8 protein-coding genes and 1 riboswitch are annotated in these 26,283 nt (G+C 46.6%); all 8 genes read left to right on the forward strand.

Annotation, left to right across the window (positions count from 1 at the left end):
* Positions 1-21 precede the first annotated feature (21 nt).
* The 8 genes from ACX6CI_RS21625 to dbpA all read left to right on the forward strand — a co-directional run bounded on the left by ACX6CI_RS21625 (position 22) and on the right by dbpA (position 26,036).
* Positions 22-2,157, forward strand: coding sequence for a hypothetical protein (locus tag ACX6CI_RS21625; protein WP_458775722.1), 2,136 nt, complete (start codon positions 22-24; stop codon positions 2,155-2,157).
* Positions 2,150-4,165, forward strand: a complete 2,016-nt coding sequence (locus tag ACX6CI_RS21630) for a preprotein translocase subunit SecA (protein WP_458775723.1) — start codon at positions 2,150-2,152, stop codon at positions 4,163-4,165. Before ACX6CI_RS21625 ends, ACX6CI_RS21630 begins: the two co-directional genes overlap by 8 nt.
* Positions 4,166-4,452: 287 nt before the next feature.
* Positions 4,453-4,527, forward strand: a riboswitch (cyclic di-GMP riboswitch).
* A gap of 82 nt (positions 4,528-4,609) precedes the next feature.
* On the forward strand, positions 4,610-5,545 hold the full coding sequence (locus ACX6CI_RS21635) for an efflux RND transporter periplasmic adaptor subunit (protein ID WP_458775724.1): 936 nt from the start codon (positions 4,610-4,612) through the stop codon (positions 5,543-5,545).
* A gap of 16 nt (positions 5,546-5,561) precedes the next feature.
* Positions 5,562-17,894, forward strand: coding sequence for a tandem-95 repeat protein (locus ACX6CI_RS21640; RefSeq protein ID WP_458775725.1), 12,333 nt, complete (start codon positions 5,562-5,564; stop codon positions 17,892-17,894).
* A gap of 2 nt (positions 17,895-17,896) precedes the next feature.
* Positions 17,897-20,917, forward strand: a complete 3,021-nt coding sequence (locus ACX6CI_RS21645) for an EAL domain-containing protein (RefSeq protein ID WP_458775726.1) — start codon at positions 17,897-17,899, stop codon at positions 20,915-20,917.
* A 213-nt stretch (positions 20,918-21,130) separates the two neighbouring features.
* Positions 21,131-22,681, forward strand: a complete 1,551-nt coding sequence (locus tag ACX6CI_RS21650) for a TolC family protein (RefSeq protein WP_458775727.1) — start codon at positions 21,131-21,133, stop codon at positions 22,679-22,681.
* A 240-nt stretch (positions 22,682-22,921) separates the two neighbouring features.
* On the forward strand, positions 22,922-24,532 hold the full coding sequence (locus ACX6CI_RS21655; RefSeq protein ID WP_458775728.1) for a SulP family inorganic anion transporter: 1,611 nt from the start codon (positions 22,922-22,924) through the stop codon (positions 24,530-24,532).
* A 79-nt stretch (positions 24,533-24,611) separates the two neighbouring features.
* Complete coding sequence (dbpA, locus tag ACX6CI_RS21660; RefSeq protein ID WP_458778501.1) at positions 24,612-26,036, forward strand: ATP-dependent RNA helicase DbpA; 1,425 nt, start codon at positions 24,612-24,614, stop codon at positions 26,034-26,036.
* Positions 26,037-26,283 lie beyond the last annotated feature (247 nt).

Raw genomic sequence — 26,283 nt, forward strand, 5'->3', positions numbered from 1 at the left:
TATTACTTCTTGAGTTAAACAATGTCTATTTACAGTACATACTGGTACCGGGTCGCAGACGCAAAACCACGTTTAAGGGGGCACGCAAAGCTTTGCCGACACCACTATCGCGGTGAAGACTGGTATGTTCTCCTAGATCGCTCAGCCAATCGTCAGCACAGGTTTAATACGGGGGCATATAGCATCATAACCCGTATGGATGGTCAACATACGCTTCAGGAAATTTGGGAAATTGCTCAGGAAACATTAGAAGACGATGCGCCGACTCAGGATGAGGTGATCCAACTTCTGGGTCAGTTGCACAGTTGCGACATTCTTGAGAGCAATATGATTGCCGATGATACTGAGCTTTTTGAACGACAGAGTGTTCAGCGCGGTAAGTGGAAAAAATATTTTACCAACCCTTTTGCTCTTCGCTTCCCACTCATTGACCCGGATCGATATCTGGCCAGGATGATGTTTTTAGTCAAGCCCTTTATCGGCTATGTGGCGCTTATTCTTTGGCTCGTTACCGTCACAGGTGCAGTTGTCGTTGCAGCACTTCACTGGGCAGAACTTACCCACAATGTTGCCGATCGTCTTCTTTCTCCCGAAAACCTTCTCCTGTTATGGTTGGTGTATCCATGTGTGAAGCTGCTGCACGAAATTGGCCACGCCTTTACCGTAAAGGCATGGGGCGGGGAAGTCCATGAAATGGGAATAATGGTGCTTGCCCTGTCTCCTCTGCCCTATGTGGAAGCCTCCTCTTCCTCCGCTTTTCCTGAAAAAAAGAAGAGAATAGGAGTGGCTGCTGCAGGGATGATGGTCGAGTTGTTTCTTGCATCTATTGCTCTTTTTGTCTGGGTAAGTGTAGAAGTCGGGCTGGTGAGTGTTTTGGCCTATAACGTCATGTTGATTGGTGGGATATCCACAATTTTGTTTAATGGCAACCCCTTGTTGCGTTTTGACGGATACTACGTTCTATCTGATCTAATTGAAATCCCCAACCTGGCTCAGAGATCAAAGCGTTACCTTGGATTCGTGTTTAAAACCTACCTGCTGGGAATTAAGAGTACATCTCCAGTGACGGCTCAGGGGGAAGAGGGCTGGTTTGTCTGCTATGGTATCGCTTCTTTTATCTATCGTATCTTTATTATTTTAGCCCTTGCTCTCTTTATCAGTGGTAAGTTCTTTATTGTAGGTGTTCTTATCGCAATATGGGGCCTGCTTACCCAAATGGTCATTCCTGCCGTTAAAAGTGTGAGTGGGGTGTGGAATAGCATGGGGGGCCGCCGAAAACGGAGTCGTATTGTCGCGCTCAGCTCTGCAATAGCCGGTTTGATGTTTTTGCTGCTCTTTGTTGTTCCATTTCCCCTCAGTACCCAGGTTCCTGGTGTTGTGTCTGTACCCGAACATGCAAGAGTACAGGCTGGCACAGATTGTTTTATTGCGGAAATATTTGCAGACTCAGGCAGTACTGTAAAAGCCGGGCAACCACTTCTTCGCTGTGAAGATCATCTGCTTGAGGCAGATCTGGCGGTTAAAATTGCAAGGCTTGAAGAGGTGGAAGCCAGGTATGATGCAGAACCACTACGCTCTCGGGTGCGGCGTGAAATCTTCAAAGAGCAGATACAAACAGAGCTGGCTGAGGTTGAAAGAAAACGTCAGATGCTGGAAGAGTTGGTGGTCCACAGTGCAAGTGAAGGGGAGTTTGTCCTACCACAGGCGGAGAGTCTTGTGGGTACATTTGTCCCTCAGGGAGGCTTGATAGGTTACGTTGTAGGGCCATCAGAGGGTAAGGCAGTACTTGTTGTTGAGCAGGCCCAGCTGGGACTCATCCGAGATAATACCAAAAGTGTAGAGTTACGTTTTGCAGGGCAGATTGCTCACCCCCTAATAACCGCTGTAGAGCGGGAGGTGCCCGGTGCCAGTGAAAGACTCCCAAGTCCTGCCCTGGGTAGTGCTGGTGGTGGCAAAATCCCGGTAGATCCTGGTGATCCTGCTGGGACAAAGGCACTCAGAAAAGTGTTTACCTTTGAGGTGGGTTTGCCTGTGGGTGCAGATAATTTAAGAATTGGAGAGCGGGTCTATGCCAAATTTGACCACGGTCTTGAACCTATAGGATTTCAGTGGTTCCGTAGTATACGACGATTATTTTTGCGGCAATTCAATGTTTAACAAGAAAAACGATCTGTCAAAAAAATCTTCTCTACTTCGCCCGGGGCTTGTCACAGGCGTCTATCCTGAAAAAAAACACATCTCCAGGGGATTGCTGGAAAATGTCTGGCACCACACGCTTGGTTACCTGCGAAGTGATCGAGCGCGATCTCATAAATATACAAACATACTATCCGCTATACACAAACAGTGTCAGGCATTAGAAACATTGGACGATGCCTCCTTTAAAGAGGAGGTAATCTCCATCCGTCGACGTATGCATAGAGATGGGCTTACCTCTGATCTGACAACCCAGGCTTTTGCACTTGTTCGGGAGGCAGCCTGGAGAGCCTTAGGGATGCGCCACTACGATTGTCAGTTGATTGGTGGCTGGATTATGGTCCATGGTGGGCTTGCAGAGATGGAGACTGGGGAAGGCAAAAGTCTTACTGCAACTCTTGCCGCCGGAGCGGCTGCCCTTGCCGGCATTCCCGTGCATATCATTACGGTGAACGACTATCTTGTTGAACGTGATTCTTCTCTAATGGAACCACTCTATACTCTCTTAGGGGTTACAGTTGCAGGGGTTACAGCAACTATGGATGCGAGCGTCAGGCGGACAGGCTATCTTGCAGATATAGTCTACTGCTCAAATAAACAATTAGCATTTGATTACCTTCGTGATCGAATGTTGCTGAGTAGCGACCAACATAAACGTCGGCTGAAGCTTGATAAATTGAGCGGCAGGCAGAGCCGTGCTGATCACCTGTTCTTACGTGGTCTCTGTTTTGGAATAGTTGATGAAGCGGACTCTGTTCTCATTGATGAGGCGGGGACGCCCCTTGTTATTTCCAAAGAGTCGGATAGTACTCAAGAAAACGAGACCTACTATGAAGTATTCAAAATGGCTCAGCTACTTGAAAAAGATGCTCATTTTTCTGTGGATTATCAGAACCGCTGCATCACCCCCCACGATACCTTCTCTGATCGCGTAACTGTTCTTCGCCAAAAGCAGGAAGGTCTTAAGCTTGGCCGGTTGCAAACAGAAGAGCTTGTAGTGAAGGCGTTGTCTGCATTGTGTCTGTATCGCCTGGATAAACACTATCTCGTACAGGGCAATAAAGTTGTCATTATTGATGAAAACACCGGCCGCCTCATGGCTGACAGGTCCTGGGAAAGAGGGTTGCATCAGTTTATTGAAATAAAAGAGGGGTGTGAGTTGAGCGGGCAGCGGGAGCATATCGCCCGTTTGACCTATCAACGTTTCTTTAGTCGCTATCTCTGTCTTGCTGGAATGAGCGGGACAGCATCTGAAGTCCGACATGAGATCTGGAATGTCTACAGTTTGCCGACTGAAAAAGTCATAACAAATAAAAAGAGTGTCAGGTGTGATGAAGGACAGAACTTCTACCCCACAAAAGCTGCTAAGTGGGCTGGCATTGTTAAAAGAATAGAGGAAAAGAATTCTATTGGTCAACCGGTTCTTGTAGGTACGAGGTCTGTTGCAGATTCGGAACATCTTGGGGCATTGCTCACAAAGCATGGGGTTAAGCATCAGATATTAAACGCAAGGCAGGATAGTAAAGAGGCAGAAATAGTCGCTGAAGCAGGGAGTTTTGGCAAGGTGACGGTAGCTACTAATATGGCCGGTCGCGGTACAGATATCCCCCTTGGCGATGGTGCTGCACATGTGGGAGGTCTGCATGTGATCTGTACGGAACTCAATGATGCGAAACGTATAGACAGACAACTCTACGGTCGCTGTGGACGACAGGGGGAGCCCGGCAGCTATGAAACGTTTATTTCTTTTGAAGACGAACTGTTTCTCTCCTACTTAGGGGTAGGTAAAGAGACCTTGTTTAAAATGGTCCTCTGTCTCAGTTCTCATTGCACCACAATGTTTGGACCATTTTTGGCAAGGCAGGCTCAAAAAAGAGTTGAGAGAAAAAACAGAGTTCGCAGGGTCGAGTTGCTGCAGCGAGAAGAACAGTTCAGTAAGGCTTTGGCCTTTAGCGGTTCGATGGAGTAGTTCATAGCCTCCCTAAAAAAAATAACAGTACTGATTTTGGTCCTTTTTGCTCATAGCCAAGATTAAAATGGAATTCGCAGTGTACCTTCCAACCACCTCATTGTAATTCGAATTACAACGTGGTGTTTTATTCGTTAAATCATAAGAGCTTATCCTCGTTTGTTTCCCTTGTGGGTAGTGGTTTGATCCTGTTTGTCGTTAGTGGTTCGATTATTGCAATATACCACTCAGTTCAACTCTGATTGTCAGTATAGGGAAGTTAGGGTTAGTTTTACGCAGTGACACAGTAGAGACAAAGCCAAACTTGTCGCAAGGCAAGGACGGAAAGCCACGGGTCCCTTTGGGATCGCCGGGTTACCTTTTTGTTTACGGAGGGACTCGGTTTTTTTATGCCCTCCAATCATTTGCAGTAACTATGTAAATAATTGATTTGTAGAGGTATTGATGAAGGGATTACGTGGATTTCTCAGGCTTGAGGTTATTGTTTTGTCTGCTGTTGGCCTGATGTGGGTGTGTGCCGGGTCTTTGGTAGCTCGGGACCTTGGCGAATTTGAAGGTTTGATTGAGCCTTTTGAACTGGTAAATGTGGGCACACCTGTTGCTGGGGTTGTCTCTGATGTTAAGGTTCAGAGAAGCAGTTCCGTTAAGCAGGGCGACAGTCTTGTTGTTCTCGAATCTTCTGTTGAAAATGCCGTGGTAGAAAGGGCACGTATTCTTGCAGCCGTTGAGGGTGAAATCAAACTCCAGCAAGAAAGTCTTGCTTTCGCCAAACGCATGTATGACAGGGTAGAAGAGCTGTTTGGTGGTGATGTTATTTCTGCTGAGAAACATGACCAGGCGGCAACGGAAGTAACGCTGGCACGGGCTCGCTTGCAAAAGGCGAAAGAGAATAAAGATATTGCCCGGCTTGACCTGCAAAGAGCAAGAGCCATGCTCAACCAAAGAACCATCAAAAGCCCAATCTCTGGCATCATTGTCGAAAAATTTGTGGCGCCAGGTGAGTTTGTAGATTCCCAACCCCTCCTTACTGTAGCGCAAATGGATCCTCTTCGAGTAGAGGTCGTCCTTCCAGTTTCCATGTTTAATAAGATACAGCCAGGAATGGTGGCAGATGTGTTTCCTGAGACGTCCAGTGAAAGTCACTTCACTTCAACGGTCACTATCGTTGATCGCGTGATTGATCCGGCAAGTGGTACGTTTGGGGTTCGTCTTGAGTTGCCTAACCCGGATTACCGTCTTCCCAGTGGCTTGAAATGTCTTGTTCGCTTCCAGGATGATTCTATTGAGACCATCCCGAATAACAGTGCGGGTGAAATGCTCAGTAAGGGTCAAGAAAAGGTAACTGATCAGGACCTTTTACTAACAAACGTTATTCAATAATTTTCCAGTGTAAGCTATGGCGCCACGAAGTCACAATTCCAAAGCCCTCCTTTTTGAAGAACTTGAACCTCGTCTGCTCTTTTCTGCAGATGGGGCTGAACTGTTGGCTGCTGAGGCCGTTGAACAGGATGTTAATGAGGACGTCGTTGTCATAGATGAGGTTGAGTCGGAGGAAAATGCCCAAGCTATAGAGCAGGAAAATGAAGAGAACGTCGCAGCCACTGCAGAGCCAAAGGATGAGGACGTAGCTCCAGGAAATGCTGCGTCTTCTACTGAACTCCCGTTGGATTCTGAAGAACATGATCAGGCAACAGATGCTGGTGAATCGGTATCGCGCACTGAACTCATACTGGTCAACGACAATGTCGCTGACTACGAGCAATTTATTGATGGTATAGAAACTACGGATAACGACACTGTCGTTGAGGTTCTAATCCTTGAGAGTAGTAAAGGTGGTATTGAGCAGGTAAGTACTATCTTGTCTGAAAGAACTGATCTCGATGCTATCCATATTATCAGCCATGGTTTTAATGGTGGTTTTTCCCTTGGCAATGACTGGCTTGAGAGTGAAGACCTGCTAGATAATGCAGGTGAAATTAACAGTTGGGCTGATGCCTTAAGTGATGATGCGGATATACTGCTTTACGGCTGCAACATTGCTGAAGCTGAGACAGGGGAAAACCTTACCCGGACTCTTGCACAACTCACCGGGGCCGATGTGGCCGCTTCTGAAGACCTCACGGGCCATGAGGATATGGGCGGCGATTGGGATTTGGAAGCACAGGTTGGTGCAATTGAAACTCTAGGAGTTGTCTCACCAGAGACTCAGTCATCCTGGCGTAGCATTCTGGCTGGAGTGGCCGACAGTTATGTGACAGATGAAGATAGCGGTTTAACAGTCACTGCCCCAGGAGTTTTGGCCAATGATAGTGGCAGTGGGAGCGGAAGCACCGTGCTTGGGTTTGATGCCTCGGTGGATGCTGATGGAGATGCGACATGGAGCAGTTCTACCGGATCCTACGATCTCACTCTGGGGACAGGTGTCGTCTACACCACTAGTCCAGATAACGCTCCCGCAGGAATCACAGCCGCTTTTGACTTAGATGGAACGGGAGGAGCAACAGGCCCCTCCCTAGATTCTACCTCAGAGCTTGACACCACACAGTCTGCGACCCTTGAGACCTGGGTCTTAATTGATGCTTTGGGTTCAAATCAATTTATTTTTGATACAGGTGATCAGTCGACAGGAGGCATCAGTGTACTGAGTAGCGGTACCTCGCTGGTTCTATATGTAGCCGATGATATTAATGGTGTCTCTTCTACTGCCCCTGTGGTGTCATCAGGGGTCTGGCAACATATAGCTATGACTGTAGATATGGCTGCAAGCCCAACGGTCACCGTCTATGTTGATGGAACTCAGCAACTTCAGGCTGAGCTGCCTAGCTTGACCAACTGGGGAGACGGGGCATTTGGCTTGGGGACGAATAATGGTACAACTGTAGGAGGCTACACTGGGAGCCTTGCAGGTCAAATTGCCAATTTTAACGTACATGACACCCTGCTGACTCCAGCAGAAATAGCTGCGCACGCGGCTGATCCGGCTGTCAGCGGCGGAAGCTCCCCCTTTGTGGTAAGCTTTGACGATTCAGCAACCCTCGGGACTGTCTCGGTAAGTAGTGATGGCAGTTTTAGCTACGATCCCAACGGACAGTTTGAAAGTCTATCAGCTGGGCAGTCCGCTGTTGATACCTTTACCTACATCCATGATGACGGCCTGGGCAATCAGGAGACAGTTAACGTATCCATCACGATCAATGGCGTCAGCGAGCGCCCGGTAAACAACGTACCTGGCAGTCAGACAACTGGTGAAGATACAGCCCTGGTTTTCAGTACAGCAAATGGAAATGCAATTACGGTCAGTGATACCGAGACGGCGGATACCCCGATGCAGGTATTTTTGTCCGTTGATAATGGTATCTTGAATCTCTCGCAAACGACCGGATTGTCAATTCCTGGCGGAGCTGATGGCAGCTCATTTATGACTATTCAGGGAACTGAGAGTGATATTAATGCAGCTCTGGAAGGAATGGTCTATACGCCAACAGCCAATTACAACGGATCGGTTACCCTGCAGATGACCACATCTCTGGATGCTGACCTTGTGGCTCATTATACCTTTGATGCAGCTACTGCAATTGATGACAGTGTGGGGATTTCCCAGGATGGAACTCTTGACGGTGGGGCAACAACCACCGCAGATGCAGACAGAGGAGAAGTCCTGCTTTTGCAAAACGATGTCAGTGATGTAGATCGGGACTATGTGACTATAAACACTGTGTTCAATGAGCCTGCAGACGTCACCCTTGCTGCATGGGTAAACTACACCAGTAGTGATACTAATGGTGGAGACGTTATTTCAATTGGTAATGATATTGCCATACGAGTCGATGATGGCACAGAAGGGGTAACTGGTTTCTTCTGGGATGGAACTAGGCATCAGTATATAGGAACAGGAACAAGTCTGGCTGATGGTCAGTGGCATCATGTAGCCTTTAGTTTTGACGACGTTGCAAACACACAGAATCTTTATATAGATGGACAACTCGCGGCTTCAGCAAGTATCGTCTCATCTATCACCTACACAGGGTGGTTTCCACAAACCAGCATAGGTGCTCATGCAGATAGGGACCCAGCGAATACAGGGAATTTCCTCTTTGACTTTAACGGCATGATTGATGATGCCAGGATTTACAGTCGTGCACTTTCGGCCAGTGAAATATCCACTCTTGCAGCGGACAAGGCGAGTGTTACTGATACTGTTGGGATTACTGTCGATGCGGTAAATGATGCCCCCACATTCACCGTCGGTGACGGCTTTTCCGAACAGGATCTCGGAGATACTGAAAGAAATTATGCAATGACTGTTCAGTCCGATGATAAGGTTATTGTAGTCGGACGTTCAGGTTTTAATACCTCTGTTGCCAGGTTTAATGCCGACGGTTCCCTGGATGCAACGTTCGGAGGGGATGGTTCGGTGACGACTTCCGTTTCTAACGGAAATGCATTTGAGTTGGGGCTTGATGTCACAGTTCAGGATGACGGAAAAATAGTGGTTGTTGGGCGTGACGGCAATGGCGATGGAACCATAATTCGTTACAACAGCGATGGTTCATTGGATACTGATTTTAATGGTAGCGGTGTCCTGGTTGACGATTTGGGAGGTGTTGACGATTTTTATTCGGTGGGCGTGCAAACGGATGGAAAAATAGTGGTCGTTGGTCGGGCTGAGAGTGGCCCTACATCTAATATTGCAGTCTTACGATATAATAATGATGGTACAGTCGATAACGCTTTTGGTACGGGTGGGGTCGCAACATTTGATCTTTCGACTACTTTTGAAGAGGCTACATCGCTCTACCTGCAGGCGGATGGAACGATTATAGTCGGTGGTCACGCAGAGATTGCAAGCCCTGATGACTTTGCCTTGATTAAACTCTTAAGCAATGGCTCGGTTGACCCATCCTTTGGCGGTGGTGATGGAATTGTCACCCTTGATCTGGGGACGAGTTCAAGTGATCAAATCAGCGATATTACGGTCTTGCCGGATGGGAAGATAATCGCTGCGGGGATAAGGGGAGCTGATATTGCCCTGGTCAGGTTTAACAGTGATGGTGGTGTCGATACCACCTTTGGCGGTTCTGGTACCGGGATCAACGTCGTTGATCCGGGCATGAACGATGAGACCACAGGACTATATGTCCAGAGTGATGGAAAGATCCTGGTATCCGGTAGTAGTGGCGTGGATATGACCGTTATTCGATTTCATGCTGATGGTACACTTGACACTGATTTTGGGACAGGTGGTTGGGTTGTCAACTCTGACTATGGTGATGCAAGTGGGGTTATTACTTTATCCGATAACAGCATTGTTGTTGCTGGTACTGATGCAGACGATGTTTACGTTGCCCGACTGCTGGATGACGGCAGTCCTGATCAGGACTATGCCAAAAGCAATACCTTAGATGGTAATCCCACCTTCGTAGAGAACGGCTCCCCAGTAGTGCTGGATGCGAATGTTCAAATCTTTGATGCAGAACTTTCTTCTCTGGATAATTTCGATGGGGCTACCTTGATCCTTGCTCGTAACGGTGGAGCCAGTGCAGAGGACCTGTTCAGTGCCAGCGGAACGCTTGGTGTATTAACCGAAGCTGGTAGCCTGGCAATTGGGGCGACTAGTATAGGAACCGTAACAACGAATTCTGCTGGTTTGCTGGTCATGACCTTTAATGGTAATGCCACAAATGAACTGGTCAATCAGGCCATGCAGCAGATTGCCTATGGCAATAGCAGTGATGCCCCCACCGCAAGCGTGCAGATCGATTGGACGTTTAATGATGGAAACAGTAGTAGCCAAGGTGTTGGAGGGACACTACAGGTAACCGGTAGTACGATCGTGGATATTACGGCAGTCAACGACGCCCCGGTTGTAAACAATGGTGGTCCATACACCTTGGCAGAAGGGGACACGCTCGAGCTGGATGCTTCTGGAACAACCGATGCTGACAATGGGGCCTTGACCTATCGCTGGGATCTTGACAACGACGGTGTGTATGACGATCTGGTGACGACTTCGGCGACATCTTCTGTCAGTTGGGCTGCGCTGAATGCTCTGGGCATTGCAGATGACGGCAGCTACACCATTAGTCTTGAGGTCGATGATGGTAGCGGCGCTGTAGTGGCCTCTTCAACAAATGTGTCCATTAGCAACGTGGCCCCAACATTGATTGCAACCGGCGACGCATTAGCGGCAGGCGGAGAGACTTATACCTTGAGTCTCAGCCATTCCGATCCCGGTAATGATAGCATCATGAGCTGGACAGTGAACTGGGGAGATGGGACAATTACAACCCATGCTGGTGATCCCTCCAGTGTGACCCATGTATATTCGAATAATTTGGGCGGCCTTTCTTTTGAAATTACCGTCAGTGCTACAGATGAAGATGGTACTCATTTCGGTGCAGACATGTTGTTGCCAGCCTACGTTGGCAGCTCCCTTCAGGTGTTCGATGGCTCTGCCGGAACTTTCCTGGCGACCGTTGCTCCTTTATCCGATGGTTTAACCGGGCATGCAAATATCGTCATCGCGCCAAACGGTAACTATCTTATCAGTGGACATGGTTCTAATAATATTCTTGAATATCAGACTGATGGTACTCTTGTCGGGGCCTTTGCCACTTCAGGTGAAGGTGGTTTGAACGGTCCTGCCGGTATGGCCTTTGGCCCCGACGGGAATCTCTATGTCACAAGTTCCAACACCGGCAAAGTACTGCGCTTTGATTCTGCAGGAACGTTTGTTGATGAGTTCGTTGCTGGCGGTTTGTCTTTCCCCCTGGGGTTGACCTTTGGTCCAGATGGAAACCTGTACGTGGCCAGCCAGGGTGCCAATGGTGTTGTAAAGTTCGATGCTGCTACGGGTGGGGTGGATGTGACCTTTACTGCCCCCAGTATTGGAGCAACCGAGGACATTACCTTCGGTCCCGATGGCAACATCTATGCTTCTGTCCTCAATGGTGGAATCGTCCGTTTAGATGGTACGACAGGTGCCTTGATTGACACCCTCATCCCGATAGATGGTAATCTGGGTTCTGCCGCAGGTGTCGCGTTTGGCCCTGATGGTAACATCTACGTATCTGATCAGAATAACGATGCTATTCGCATGTTTGCACAAGATGGTAGTTATCTCGGTGATTATGTTGCTTCAGGATACGGAGGATTGAATGGGCCGGCTTACATGTTGTTTGTCGGAGACCATCAGGTCACCGTTACCAAAACCAATGAAGCACCTGTCTTCATTGGATTGGACGCGACGCCCACCTTTATTGAAGACGGCTCTCCGGTGTTGCTCGACGGAAATGTGCAAATCAATGATGCGGACCTTTTGGGAATCGATGATTATTCCAGCACCAGCCTCACGTTGGTTCGCAATGGCGGAGCCAATACAGAGGATGTTTTTAGCGCCAGCGGGAATCTGGTCTTCAATGCGGGGGCGTTGGAATTGTCAAGTACCAATGTTGGTACCTATATCCAGACAGGTGGTACGCTGACTCTGTCTTTTGTAAATGGTATTACCAACGCCGAGGTTAACGCAGTAATGCAAGCCATCGCCTATGAAAATACCAGTGACACTCCTCCCACCAGTGTGCAGATAGATTGGACTTTTAGCGATGGTAATAGTGGTAGCCAGGGGACTGGAGGACCATTGACAGCCACAGGCAGCACGGCGGTAAATATCACAGCAACAAACGATCTTCCTGTATTCGATCTTGATGCCGATGACTCATCGGGTGGGGCAACTGGAAATCATATTGCGGTATTTACCGAAGGTGATGCACCTGTAGCGGTTATTGATAGCGATGTTACAATTACCGATGTTGATAATGTGATCATGAGCAGCGTTGGCATGATTGGCAATTTCAATGGATCAGTGGATGGTAGTAATGAAATATACGCGATGGGTGGTGAGCAGTTTATCATAGGTACGGCAAAAACTGTTATTGTTACCCAGGGAAGTACGGATTTTGAACTGGATTTCTCTGATGGGACATCTTTGCAGTTTGGTGTCTCATCTGGAACTGGTGTTATCGCGGATTTTGAAGCCCTGTTGGCAACTATGACCTACCAGCATATCGGCGAAAATCCAACTGCCGGGGTTCGTAGTTTTCAGTATATGGTGGCAGATGCCGACAGCGGAAATTCTAATGTAGTCGTTTCGAGTATCAATGTCATTGCAGTGAATGATGCACCAGTCGCTAACGATGATACTGCAACAGTGAACGAAGGTGGGTCGGTAACCTTTAGTCTTGTTGGTAATGATACGGATGCGGATAATGCCCTTGACCTTTCAAGTCTTGTTATTTCTTCTGCGACCAACGGTACTATCCTAGATAACGGTGATGGAACGGTCACCTATACCCACAATGGAAGTGAGACTGTCAGCGATAGTTTTACCTATACCGTTGATGATGCGTCCGGTGTGACGTCCAACTCAGCAACGGTCACCATTACGGTCACTCCACAAAATGATGCACCAGTGGCGGTTGATGATGCTGCGACAGTGAACGAAGGTGGTTCGGTAACCTTTAGCCTTGCTGGTAATGATACGGATGCGGATAATGCCCTTAACCTAGCAAGTCTTGTTATTTCTTCTGCGACCAACGGTACCATCGTAGATAACGGTGATGGAACTGTTACCTATACCCATAATGGTAGTGAGACTGTCAGCGATAGTTTTACCTATACCGTTGATGATGCGTCCGGTGTGACGTCAAACTCAGCGACTGTCACCATTACGGTAACTCCACAAAATGATGCTCCAGTGGCGGTTGATGATGCTGCGACAGTGAACGAAGGTGGCTCGGTAATCTTTAGCCTTGTTGGTAATGATACAGATGCGGATAATGCCCTTAACCTAGCAAGTCTTGTTATTTCTTCTGCTACCAACGGTACTATCCTAGATAACGGTGATGGAACGGTCACCTATACCCATAATGGTAGTGAGACTGTCAGCGATAGTTTTACCTATACCGTTGATGATGCGTCTGGTGTGACGTCAAACTCAGCGACTGTCACCATTACAGTCACTCCACAAAATGATGCACCAGTCGCTAACGATGATGCTGCGACAGTGAACGAAGGTGGGTCGGTAACCTTTAGCCTTGCTGGTAATGATACGGATGCGGATAATGCCCTTAACCTAGCAAGTCTTGTTATTTCATCTGCTAGCAACGGTACCATTCTAGATAACGGTGATGGAACGGTCACCTATACCCATAATGGAAGTGAGACTGTCAGCGATAGTTTTACCTATACAATTGATGATGCGTCCGGTGTGACGTCCAACCCAGCGACTGTCACCATTACGGTAACTCCACAAAATGATGCACCAGTCGCTAACGATGATACTGCAACAGTGAACGAAGGTGGGTCGGTAACCTTTAGTCTTGCTGGTAATGATACAGATGCGGATAACGCCCTTGATCTCAGTAGCTTGGTAATTTCTTCGGCTACCAACGGTACTATCCTAGATAACGGTGATGGAACGGTCACCTATACCCATAATGGCGGTGAGACTGTCAGCGATAGTTTTACCTATACCGTTGATGATGCGTCTGGTGTGACGTCCAACTCAGCGACTGTCACCATTACGGTAACTCCACAAAATGATGCTCCAGTGGCGGTTGATGATACTGCATCAGTCAATGAAGGTGGTTCGGTTACTTTTAGCCTTGTTGGCAATGATACGGATGCGGATAATGCCCTTAATCTTGCAAGTCTTGTTATTTCTTCTGCTACCAACGGTACTATTCTAGATAACGGTGATGGAACGGTCACCTATACCCACAATGGCAGTGAGACTGTCAGCGATAGTTTTACCTATACAATTGATGATGCGTCCGGTGTGACGTCCAACCCAGCGACTGTCACCATTACGGTAACTCCACAAAATGATGCACCAGTCGCTAACGATGATACTGCAACAGTGAACGAAGGTGGCTCGGTAACCTTTAGTCTTGCTGGTAATGATACAGATGCGGATAACGCCCTTGATCTCAGCAGCTTAACAATTTCATCTGCGACCAACGGTACCATCGTAGATAACGGTGATGGAACGGTCACCTATACCCATAATGGTAGTGAGACTGTCAGCGATAGTTTTACCTATACCGTTGATGATGCGTCCGGTGTGACGTCCAGCCCAGCGACTGTCACCATTACGGTCACTCCACAAAATGATGCACCAGTCGCTAACGATGATGCTGCGACAGTGAACGAAGGTGGCTCGGTAACCTTTAGTCTTGCTGGTAATGATACAGATGCGGATAACACCCTTGATCTCAGTAGCTTGGTAATTTCTTCGGCTACCAACGGTACCATCGTAGATAACGGTGATGGAACGGTCACCTATACCCATAATGGTAGTGAGACTGTCAGCGATAGTTTTACCTATACCGTTGATGATGCGTCCGGTGTGACGTCCAACCCAGCGACTGTCACCATTACGGTAACTCCACAAAATGATGCACCAGTCGCTAACGATGATACTGCAACAGTGAACGAAGGTGGGTCGGTAACCTTTAGTCTTGCTGGTAATGATACAGATGCGGATAACGCCCTTGATCTCAGCAGCTTAACAATTTCATCTGCGACCAACGGTACCATCGTAGATAACGGTGATGGAACGGTCACCTATACCCATAATGGTAGTGAGACTGTCAGCGATAGTTTTACCTATACCGTTGATGATGCGTCCGGTGTGACGTCCAGCCCAGCGACTGTCACCATTACGGTCACTCCACAAAATGATGCACCAGTCGCTAACGATGATGCTGCGACAGTGAACGAAGGTGGCTCGGTAACCTTTAGTCTTGCTGGTAATGATACGGATGCGGATAACACCCTTGATCTCAGTAGCTTGGTAATTTCTTCGGCTACCAACGGTACCATCGTAGATAACGGTGATGGAACGGTCACCTATACCCATAATGGTAGTGAGACTGTCAGCGATAGTTTTACCTATACCGTTGATGATGCGTCCGGTGTGACGTCCAACCCAGCGACTGTCACCATTACGGTCACTCCACAAAATGATGCACCAGTCGCTAACGATGATACTGCATCAGTGAACGAAGGTGGGTCGGTAACCTTTAGTCTTGCTGGTAATGATACGGATGCGGATAATGCCCTTGACCATTCAAGTCTTGTTATTTCTTCTGCTAGCAACGGTACTATCGTAGATAACGGTGATGGAACGGTCACCTATACCCATAATGGAAGTGAGACTGTCAGCGATAGTTTTACCTATACCGTTGATGATGCATCTGGTGTGACGTCCAACTCAGCAACGGTCACCATCACAGTCACTCCACAAAATGATGCACCAGTCGCTAACGATGATGCGGCGACAGTGAACGAAGGTGGGTCGGTAACCTTTAGCCTTGTTGGCAATGATACGGATGCGGATAACGCCCTTGATCTCAGTAGCTTGGTAATTTCTTCGGCGACCAACGGTACCATCGTAGATAACGGTGATGGAACGGTCACCTATACCCATAATGGTAGTGAGACTGTCAGCGATAGTTTTACCTATACCGTTGATGATGCGTCCGGTGTGACGTCAAACTCAGCAACGGTCACCATTACGGTAACTCCACAAAATGATGCACCAGTGGCGGTTGATGATACTGCATCAGTCAATGAAGGTGGCTCGGTAACCTTTAGCCTTGCTGGTAATGATACGGATGTGGATAACACCCTTGATCTCAGTAGCTTAACAATTTCATCTGCGACCAGCGGTACCATCGTAGATAACGGTGATGGAACGGTCACCTATACCCATAATGGAAGTGAGACTGTCAGCGATAGTTTTACCTATACCATTGATGATGCGTCCGGTGTGACGTCCAACTCAGCGACTGTCACTATTACGGTCACTCCACAAAATGATGCACCTGTGGCCGTTGATGATGCTGCGACAGTGAACGAAGGTGGGTCGGTAACCTTTAGCCTTGTTGGTAATGATACAGATGCGGATAACGCCCTTGATCTGAGTAGCTTGGTAATTTCTTCGGCTAGCAACGGTACTATCCTAGATAACGGTGATGGAACGGTCACCTATACCCACAATGGTAGTGAGACTGTCAGCGATAGTTTTACCTATACCATTGATGATGCGTCCGGTGTGACGTCCAACTCAGCGACTGTCACCATTACGGTAACTCCACAAAATGATGCTCCAGTGGCCGTTGATGATGCTGCGACAGTGAACGAAGGTGGCTCCGTAACCTTTAGCCTTGCTGGTAATGATACAGATGCGGATAACGCCCTTGATCTGAGTAGCTTGGTAATTTCTTCGGCTACCAACGGTACTATCCTAGATAACGGTGATGGAACGGTCACCTATACCCATAATGGCGGTGAGACTGTCAGCGATAGTTTTACCTATACCGTTGATGATGCGTCCGGTGTGACGTCCAACTCAGCAATTGTCACTATTACGGTCACTCCGCAGAATGATACCCCAATAATAGGTGGTGTGGATTTTGTTTCACTTACTGAAGATAGTGATCCTGATGGTGACGGTCTGCTCGAATTCTCTGGTGCTCTAACCATTAATGACCCTGATATTGGTGAATCTTCCTTTGTTGGTGAATCCATTATTGGAACGTATGGTGAACTGGTTATAGATAGCTCTGGAAACTGGACATTCAGTGCAGATAACGGTCAAAGTGCAATTCAAAATCTTGATACGGGACAATCTCTTACAGAAACTTTTCTGGTAACATCAGCGGATAATACTACTCACAATCTTGTTGTTTCTATTCTTGGTGCGGATGAACCAACACTTCCAGATGATACAGGAGGTGGGGGTGATGGAACAGATGGAGGTGCAAACGGAGGTTCAGACGGAGGTTCAGACGGAGGTTCAGACGGAGGTTTAGATGGAGGCTCAGGTACAGGCAATCCTCCTGGTGATACAGTTGAACTGCCACCTGATGATAATGACCCAACCCTTGATCCTGAGGATGATGAAGATAATATTCCTGAATCTGGCATTGACGATGATGACGATGCAGAAATCACTCCAGACGATTTTGATGATGGAGATGATGAGTCTGCAACAACAGATGACACGAGCGATGGTACAAATCTTCCGGGTGATAGTGCTGCTGTCAATAGTGAAACACCAACAATCGACGAGGTGCAGCTGGATTCAATTAATAATGTTGAGACCCTCGATGTTGGACCTTCTCATACAGTCGCGATAGAACTCGTGGAAGACCAAAATTCACAGAGAAATGGGAACAATCTGCAACCAATTAAGAAAAATCATCTTATGAAGATGTTGAGTATGGGGTTAAAGGTCGCAGGTGATGGAGTTTTTGACTTTATTGCACCACCGCTTGCTGCAAATCCAGTGTTTTTGAATTTGAGTGATGCGGATATTGATATCCCTCTTACAGAGAATAAAACAATGCAATCACACCTGGCCATGATGGAGGATGAGATTGAGCGCACTTATGAGGAATCAAAAACCACTAATAAGGTAATCGTTTATGTGACCAGTGGTGTCTCCGCATCACTTACAGCGGGGGTTGCAACATATATGCTTAGGGCTGGCTCTTTGATGACAAGTTTTCTCGCAACCGTTCCCATCTGGAAGGGGTTTGATCCCATTGCAATCCTGACGACGCCGAACAAAAAGAAAGATAAAAAGGGTAAGGTGGAAACTGATTCTGAGCAGTCCGGAGATAAATCCGCCGAGCGTATTTTTGATGGCGGAGGTAATTGATAATGCGTCTGACGCCTGCAATGCGAATTAGCCTCGGTTTGGTTTCGCTGACAATCAGTTTGATGCTCCTTGGGAAAATGATAGGGTTTGCACCTGATCGTACCCGTGCAGTAGTGGAGTCGAGGATAAACCTTTCGCAGGCTCTGGCAGTTCAATTTTCATCAGCAGTTCAGCGGCAGGATATTACTGTTCTGGGTGACATCCTTTCTTCAATGGTTGAGAAGAATAATGATATCAACTCTGCTGCGGTCCGGGAAAATGATGGAAAGTTGCTGGCTGAAGCTGGTGATCACGTTGGTCACTGGGCCCCTCCTGACGATGGCAGATCCACAGCTACCCATGTGCAGATCCCTGTATTCAGGGGGATGGAGCGCTGGGGAACAGTGGAGGTGAGCTTTTCTCCGCTCTGGCAGAGCACGTTTACCTCTGGATTTAAAAATTCATATTTCAGCTTGATTCTTTTTGTAGGTTTTACCGGTTTTGCAGGATATTTTCTTTTGATCAAAAAAACACTGCGTGAGCTTGATCCTTCAAATGTGGTTCCGGGAAGGGTGCGAGCCGCATTTGATGTGCTGGAGGAAGGTGTCCTTGTACTTGATGAAAAGGAGTACGTTGTTCTCGCCAATTCTTCTTTTGCTGAATTCACTGGGAAATCGTCCACCGATCTCATTGGTTATAAAGGGTCTGAATTGGGGTGGAGAAGAGGGGGAGACCCTCGCTTTTCTGATGAACTTCCCTGGAATCAGGTGCTGGCTGGAGCCGATAACAGGCTCGGAGTTCGTCTTATTATGGAAAGAGGAGATCTACCTTCGGTAACCTTTGTGGTTAACGCGGCTCCAGTGCTTGATGGAAAGGGTAACCGTCGTGGGGTGTTAGTCACCTTTGATAATATTACGGAGCTTGAAGAAAAAAATATAGAATTGAACAAGGCTGTTAATCAACTGCAACTCACCACCGAGGAGGTACAGGCACAAAATAAGGAGCTTGAATTCCTGGCAAATCATGACCCCATGACGCAGTTATTAAACAGGAGATCTTTCAATCGGGAGTATCGTAAGCTGTTTGATATTGCCCAGAAAGAAGGGCTCGACCTATCTTGTATTATGTGTGATATTGACCACTTCAAGGCGGTAAATGATAACTTTGGTCATGCCATCGGTGACAAGGTGATCATAATGGTGGCAGATCTTTTGAAAAAATTTTTCCAGGAAGAGGATCTTGTTGGCAGGTATGGTGGTGAGGAGTTCTGCATTGCTATGCCAAATATCGACCTTAAACAGGCTGCAGGTATCGCGAACCGGGTTCGTCAGGCCATCAAGGACGATATTTCTGCAGGAGTGCAAATAAGTATGAGTTTTGGTGTCGCAGCTTTGCATTCGACATCACACGAACCAGATGAACTGACAAATCAGGCAGATAAGGCTTTGTACGTTGCTAAAGAGAGTGGTCGGAACTGTGTCGTCTGTTGGGGAGACGAAGAGATCGCAGGTTTTGCATCAGTCTCTGATGGTTCTGAACTCGCAGGCTCTGAGGATAAAGAAGTAACTCGGTCCCAGCCGAGGGAGGCAAAGAAAGAAAGAAAAGATGAGATGCGGCGGCTGGTTGTGCGTCTTAAAGAGACTGAGCAGCTCGCAGAAAAGCGTGCACAGGAGTTGAAGCATTTTACCGCTTATGATGCCTATTCAGGTTTGCCCACAAGAGTGCTGTTTTACGATCGTGTTTCACAAGCTCTGTTGAGAGCGGATCGTTTTAAGCGTTTTGTAGTTGTTTTATCTATTTCTGTTGATGCGGTGCAGCGGATTAATGAAACCCTTGGGTATAAGGAGGGAGATCTCCTGTTTAGAGCAGTTGCAACCCGCTTGTCAGAACTTCTGAGGGCAATGGATTCAATTGCACAATTTGAAGATACAGTTCAACCAACGGTAGGTCATCTGGGTCAGGAGGAAATTGGAGTACTATTAACGGATATTGAAGATGTTCATTATATCACCTGGATAGTATGGCGTATCCTTAGTTCCTTTTCGAGTCCATTTCAAGTTGATGGGAACGATGTCTATGCAACGACCAATATAGGTATTGCAGTCTCTTCCCATGATGGTGACAGTTCGGACATCTTAATGCGTAATGCGACTGCTGCCAAAAGTTATGCGCGTAAACATCTGGGCGAAAATAAATACTACTACTATTCAGAATCAATAAATGCTGTATCAGTCCAGCATCTTGATCTTGAAAGACAGCTTAACCGAGCTGTCAAAAATGATGAATTTCAACTCTATTATCAGGCGAAAATAGACTCAGAAACCGGCGTGATATGTGGTATGGAGGCTCTTATTCGATGGTTCCATCCCGAAAGGGGGATGATTCCACCGGATCAGTTTATTCCGGTTGCTGAATATTCAGGAATGATCGAGGTTATTGGCGATTGGGTGCTGCAGGCTGCATGTAAGCAACTTAGAGTATGGTGTAACCTGGGCTTTGATAGGTGCAATATTGCAGTAAATGTCTCTAGCCGTCAGTTCCGCCACCAAAATCTTGTATCGAGAGTCCGTGAGCTTCTGGAAGAACACCGTTTACCGCCAGAGCTGTTAACCATTGAAGTTACAGAGAGTGCTATGATGGAAAATATCGGCAATTCTCTGGAGATTCTTAGAAAACTCAGTGATATAGGGGTTGGTATTGCTCTTGATGACTTTGGAACTGGCTACTCTTCCCTTGGGTATCTTAAAAACTTTCCAATCAGCCATGTGAAAATTGACAGATCTTTTGTTGCAGATATTGAAACGAACAAGAAGGATGCGATCCTTGTGAACTCAATTATAAACATGGCCCATGGAATGGGGTTGAAGGTTACTGCCGAAGGTGTTGAGAATAAAGAACAGATCGGACATCTGCTTGATTATGGTTGTGATGAGCTCCAGGGGTTTTACTTTAGCAAAGGGATTGCCGAACATGAGGCAACAGAATTACTCAAGCATGGTATTGAGGATAAAGAGGTGTTGTGGGAACATCGAGAAGGTGTGTAATTATTTGAAATGTGATAAGCTGTACCAAATAACCTCATTAATCTAACCCCAATGAACGGGATAAGTGCCTCGAAGGTCTCACTTCGTTCACTATCTGGAGGTAAGACTAAACTTACGATTTAAAATTCAATTCCTGAATTACTCGGAGTCTACGCCACCTGTTTTTATGACAGGTTTTCAGGAGTAAGTCACTAACATGTTTGATCTTGTCATATGTCGATTCGAAGTTTCCATGCCATAATTATATTCTGCTCCGCTGTGTTCATTGGCGGTGGTTTTTCTCATGCATTGGCTGCTACAGCTTCTATCCGACTCAATGAATTGACCATTTCTCACGATTATATTTATGCAGAACAGATAGAACTCCTTCCTGAAGACCTGATTGCGTCCAGTTTATTACTTTTTTATCTCGAGGAACCATACGAAAAATATATAACAAAAAAGTATGAGGAACTGGAGTCAGTCCAGATCGAAGATAAAATTCCTATCGATAAGGTCCTTAACCTCAATGATCTCATTCAGATTGCTTTTGCGAAAAACCGTCTCCTTGAAGTTGTCAAACAGCAGCAGGCCCAGCGTCGCGGTCAATTAACCCAGGCCAGATCGGGCTACCTGCCGCAACTTTCTGCTGAGGGCCGCTACACTTATGTTGAACGTGAAGAGTCCGCTGGCTCCACCAGTGAGAACTCCAGCTCAGAATTTTATTTTGATTCTGGTGAAACCGAAAAAGATGATGTCGTACATGGGGCGGTGAACTTCTCACAACTTATTTATGATTTTGGTAAAACGGCAAGTAATATTGAAGTGGGTAAGATGAATCTGCTCGCTTCAAATGCTAAGCTGCACAGACAGATTCAGGAAATCATCTTTCAGGTAAAAGAGGCCTATTACGATACTCTGGAGAAGAGACGTTTGATCGATGTTGCAAAAGAATCCGTAAAAAGTTTTCAGCAACATCTGGAAAGGGCAAAGTTATATCGTAAGGCTGGAGTCAGGACAAAGATTGATGTCATTAATGCAGAAGTTGAGCTTTCCAATGCCAGGATGAATTTGGTGGGAGCGGAGTATGATTTAAAGGTCGCTAAGGTCGCTCTTGAACAGATCCTGGGTGTGAAGCCCCATGGTGGAAAGTATGTTCTACATCAAGACGATATTCGTCTTGATAATATTTTGGAAACCATGCCGCCTGTACCTGAAAAACTTGAGCCCTTGATTGATGAAGCGATAATGTCACGTCCCGATGTTATCCAGCTTTCTTTACTCACCCAGTCTGCTGAGGCAGGTGTTGATGCAAGTAAAGGTGATTACTGGCCATCGGTAGGAGCACAGGCTAATTACAATAATTATGATACCGAACTATCCCTCTATAAAGATAGTTGGGAGGTTGGTCTGGTTGCGTCCTGGGATTTGTTTTCAGGGTTGCAGACCAAGGGTGCTGAAGCAGAAGCATATGGACACTTTTTTGAGAATAAGGCGCAGCTAGAAAATTTACACTTAGCGGTTGTGCGCGAAGTTACAGAGAGTTACCTGCGCGCTGTAGAGAATAAAGAACGAGTTAATATAGCCCTTAAAACACTTGAACTTGCAAAAGAAAACCTGGCTTTAGCTGAGAGAAGGTACGAATCCGGAGCCAACGATGTTATCGAATATAATGATGCTCAGCTTAGTCTCACCAAAACGAGAACGGACCTCGTAGTTACTTATTACGGTTATCTTACTGCTCTTGCACATATTGAGTACGCCAGTGGTCGGCTTTTGCAGTAGTGGGTGAGTCATTTGAAATGGGAGTATCTGTTCCCAATCATTTTATGCGATACGTGAATATACCCGCCAGTTTGAGAGGTTTGGGGAGAATAGAACCATTACTGCTTGCTATTTTTACTACAACCAATTAGGATGTCGCTCCGCTCTTTTGTGGGCGAAAAAATCTATGACGGGCATGTACCTCAGTTGGAGGTGCGTGCCCGTTTTTTTGTGTTTATTAACAATGTATAAGCAGGATGTATGGTCGAACTGATTAAGAAAAGAACAAAGAATGTAAAAAACGAAATAACCTCAGGTATTACCGTGGCCCTGGCCTTGGTGCCTGAAGCTGTTGCATTTTCATTTGTGGCAGGAGTTGATCCCCTCGTTGGATTGTATGCAGCCTTTATGGTGGGCCTTATTACCTCAATTTTTGGTGGCCGTCCCGGAATGATATCTGGTGCAACAGGCGCACTTGCTGTGGTTATGGTATCTCTTGTTAAGGAAGGCGATGCAATGGGGCTTGCAATGGCTGAACCGGTTGCGGGTATGGGCTTGCAGTATCTGTTTATAACAGTCATTCTCATGGGACTTATGCAGATGTTTGCCGGAGTTTTAAAACTTGGTCGATTTATACGTCTTGTACCCCATCCCGTTATGCTGGGTTTTGTTAATGGGCTTGCCATTGTTATCTTTCTCTCGCAGCTCAATATGTTTAAAACTGTGGATGGAGGCATCACCCAGTGGATGCAGGGGCCTCAGCTTGTAACCATGGGCGCTCTTGTTCTGCTTACCATGGCTATCATGGTGTTTCTCCCGAAGATAACGAAAAAAGCGCCAGCTGCGCTCACTGCAATTTTAGTGGTAACTGGTCTGACGCTTGTTCTAAAGCTCGATGTTGCAACTGTTGGTTCATTTATTCGGGACGGTGGTGGTGAGGGTCTTAAGGGTGGTTTGCCGGTTCTGCAGACTCAACTGTTGTCAGTTATCCCATGGAACTTTGAAACATTGACCTTTATATTTCCCTATGCCTTTATTCTTGCAGGTGTTGGACTTATCGAATCCCTTTTGACGCTGAACTTACTCGATGAGTTAACTGAGAGTCGCGGTAATTCCAAAAAAGAGTGTATGGCCCAGGGGGCTGCAAATATTGTGACCGCACTTTTTGGTGGTATGGGTGGATGCGCCATGATTGGCCAGTCAATTATTAATGTGAATTCTGGTGGTCGGGGAAGGCTTTCAGGTATTGTTGCAGCCGTTGCGCTGCTCTGTTTTATTCTTTTTGCCTCTGCCTATATTGAACTTGTACCTATTGCAACTCTGACTGGAATCATGTTTATGGTGGTTATCGGTACCTTTGCCTGGTCAAGTCTTCGTATAATGCATAAAATACCAAAATCTGATGCGCTGGTACTCATCCTGGTGTCAGGACTTACCGTGGCCTTTGATCTTGCCCTTGCTGTTTTTGTGGGCATCATTGTCTCTGCTCTGGTCTTTTCATGGGAAAATGCTATTCGAATCCGGGCAAGAAAGCGTTTTAAGCCTGATGGAACCAAAGTATATGAGATCTGGGGGCCACTGTTTTTTGGCTCTACCCAGATGTTTGTGTCAAAATTTGATGCCAAAGGTGACCCGGAGCAGGTAGAGATCGACTTCATTGAGTCGCGAGTCTCAGATTATTCAGGTATTGAGGCTATCTCCGTAATCATTGAAAAATATGAGAAGGAAGGCAAAAAAGTGGCACTCAAGCATCTGAGTGAGGACTGCAAGAAACTGCTGAGAAAATCAAACAGAAAGCACAGCACTCTTATTGTGGAAAAAGTTGATGACCCAAGGTACCATGTTGTTGCTGATCCGGCCAATTTTGCCTGATATCGATAGGATGTGGGGTTCGAGAATTCTGATCTTGTACCCCGTCTGTATTTCGTAAATAAAAAAAATCCCAGGGGAAATCATGTCCTCCAGTTTTAACTCCCTCGCTTTGTCTAAACCAATGCTCCAGAATTTGGAAGAACTTGGTTTCTCAAAAATGACGCCGGTCCAGGCAGAAAGTCTTCCGCACATTCTTCAAGGAAAAGATGTTATTGCCCAGGCAAAAACAGGAAGCGGAAAGACCGCAGCCTTTGGTCTTGGGATCTTAACCCGTCTTGACGTAAAAAAGTTTAGGGTCCAATCCCTTGTACTCTGTCCCACCCGTGAGCTTGCAGATCAGGTGGCAAAGGAACTCAGAAGACTTGCACGGAAGGTCCATAATGTAAAAATTCTCACCCTCTGTGGTGGGATGGCCTTTGGCCCACAGTATGGCTCTCTTATGCATGGTGCACATATAATTGTGGGTACTCCCGGCAGGGTGCTTAAGCATTTAGGTAAGGGAAACTTATCCCTCAAACATTTGGATGTTCTGGTTTTTGATGAGGCAGATAGAATGCTCGATATGGGATTTATTGATGATATCGATCAGATTATTGCCCACGGGCCTTTAGAGCGGCAAACATTGTTGTTTTCGGCAACGTACCCTAAGGCGATTTTAAAGTTAAGCGCCTCAGTGCAAACTGATGCCATTAAGGTAACAACAATCTCTGAGGAACCTGAGAACAAAATCGCCGAGTATTTTTACGAAACTGACGAAACATCTAAGGTTAATGCACTCATCGCAGCCATGGCGCACCATAACCCAGGTAGTGTGCTTATTTTTTGCGGCACAAAAATTGAGACCAGAAACGTAGCAGAAGAGCTTGTAGCTGCAGGCATTGATGCCTTGGCTATCCATGGAGACCTTGAACAGTACGAGCGAACCGATGTACTTGTTCGCTTTATGAATAGGAGTTGTTCGGTACTTGTGGCAACGGATGTGGCAGCTCGTGGGATTGATGTCAAAGAATTGGAGCTGGTGGTAAATTTCGATATTCCAATTACGGCGGAGGTTTATACCCACAGAATCGGGCGTACCGGACGTGCAGGTAAGGAAGGTTTAGCTGTTACGTTGTACGTTGAAGCTGAGCGCCGTGGGATCGAGTCGTATCGTAATGACACCCGGAAATTTGAAGAGTTACCTTCTATGGAGGATGGTTGTGAATTAAACCTTATTGCACCAAATGCTACCCTTGTTGTTGAGGGAGGGAAGAAAAATAAGATCAGGCCCGGAGATCTGCTTGGTGCCCTCACCGGTGACGCCGGGATAGATGGAAAGCGTATTGGTAAAATCGATATCTATGACCGACAGAGTTACGTTGCCATCGGGCGTGAGGTAATCGACACGGCCTGCTCTCGTCTTAAAAAGGGTAAGATTAAAGGTAAGACCTTCCCTGTCTGGATCTTAGGACGTAAGAAAAAAGTCGATTACACTAATGTTTGGGGAAGTTCCGACTCAGAATAATTTGAGCTGACATTTTACTGGAATTGAATTGTAAACCATCGTTGACGAGCAATAAAAAACTCCCAGATATTAATTACAACCTGTCGGTAGAAAAAAATATTTGGGAGTAAGATTCTATTGTGTAGTTACGTAATCCGGTAAGCGGGAAGCAAAACCGGGACGCTTTTCAGTATTCACTCTGCGGCTATAAGAGCCTTGTTGGCAACAATCAACTGTACGATTTTAAATATTGTTCCTGAGTTTCTCG

The organism is Desulforhopalus glucosivorans (genome assembly GCF_054397165.1).

Excerpts from the sequence above, each read along its gene's own strand:
- ACX6CI_RS21625 (WP_458775722.1), top strand. The coding sequence starts at position 22 with ATGTCTATTTACAGTACATACTGGTACCGGGTCGCAGACGCAAAACCA.
- ACX6CI_RS21655 (WP_458775728.1), top strand. The coding sequence starts at position 22,922 with ATGGTCGAACTGATTAAGAAAAGAACAAAGAATGTAAAAAACGAAATA.
- ACX6CI_RS21635 (WP_458775724.1), top strand. The coding sequence starts at position 4,610 with ATGAAGGGATTACGTGGATTTCTCAGGCTTGAGGTTATTGTTTTGTCT.
- ACX6CI_RS21650 (WP_458775727.1), top strand. The coding sequence starts at position 21,131 with ATGTCGATTCGAAGTTTCCATGCCATAATTATATTCTGCTCCGCTGTG.
- ACX6CI_RS21630 (WP_458775723.1), top strand. The coding sequence starts at position 2,150 with ATGTTTAACAAGAAAAACGATCTGTCAAAAAAATCTTCTCTACTTCGC.
- ACX6CI_RS21645 (WP_458775726.1), top strand. The coding sequence starts at position 17,897 with ATGCGTCTGACGCCTGCAATGCGAATTAGCCTCGGTTTGGTTTCGCTG.
- ACX6CI_RS21640 (WP_458775725.1), top strand. The coding sequence starts at position 5,562 with ATGGCGCCACGAAGTCACAATTCCAAAGCCCTCCTTTTTGAAGAACTT.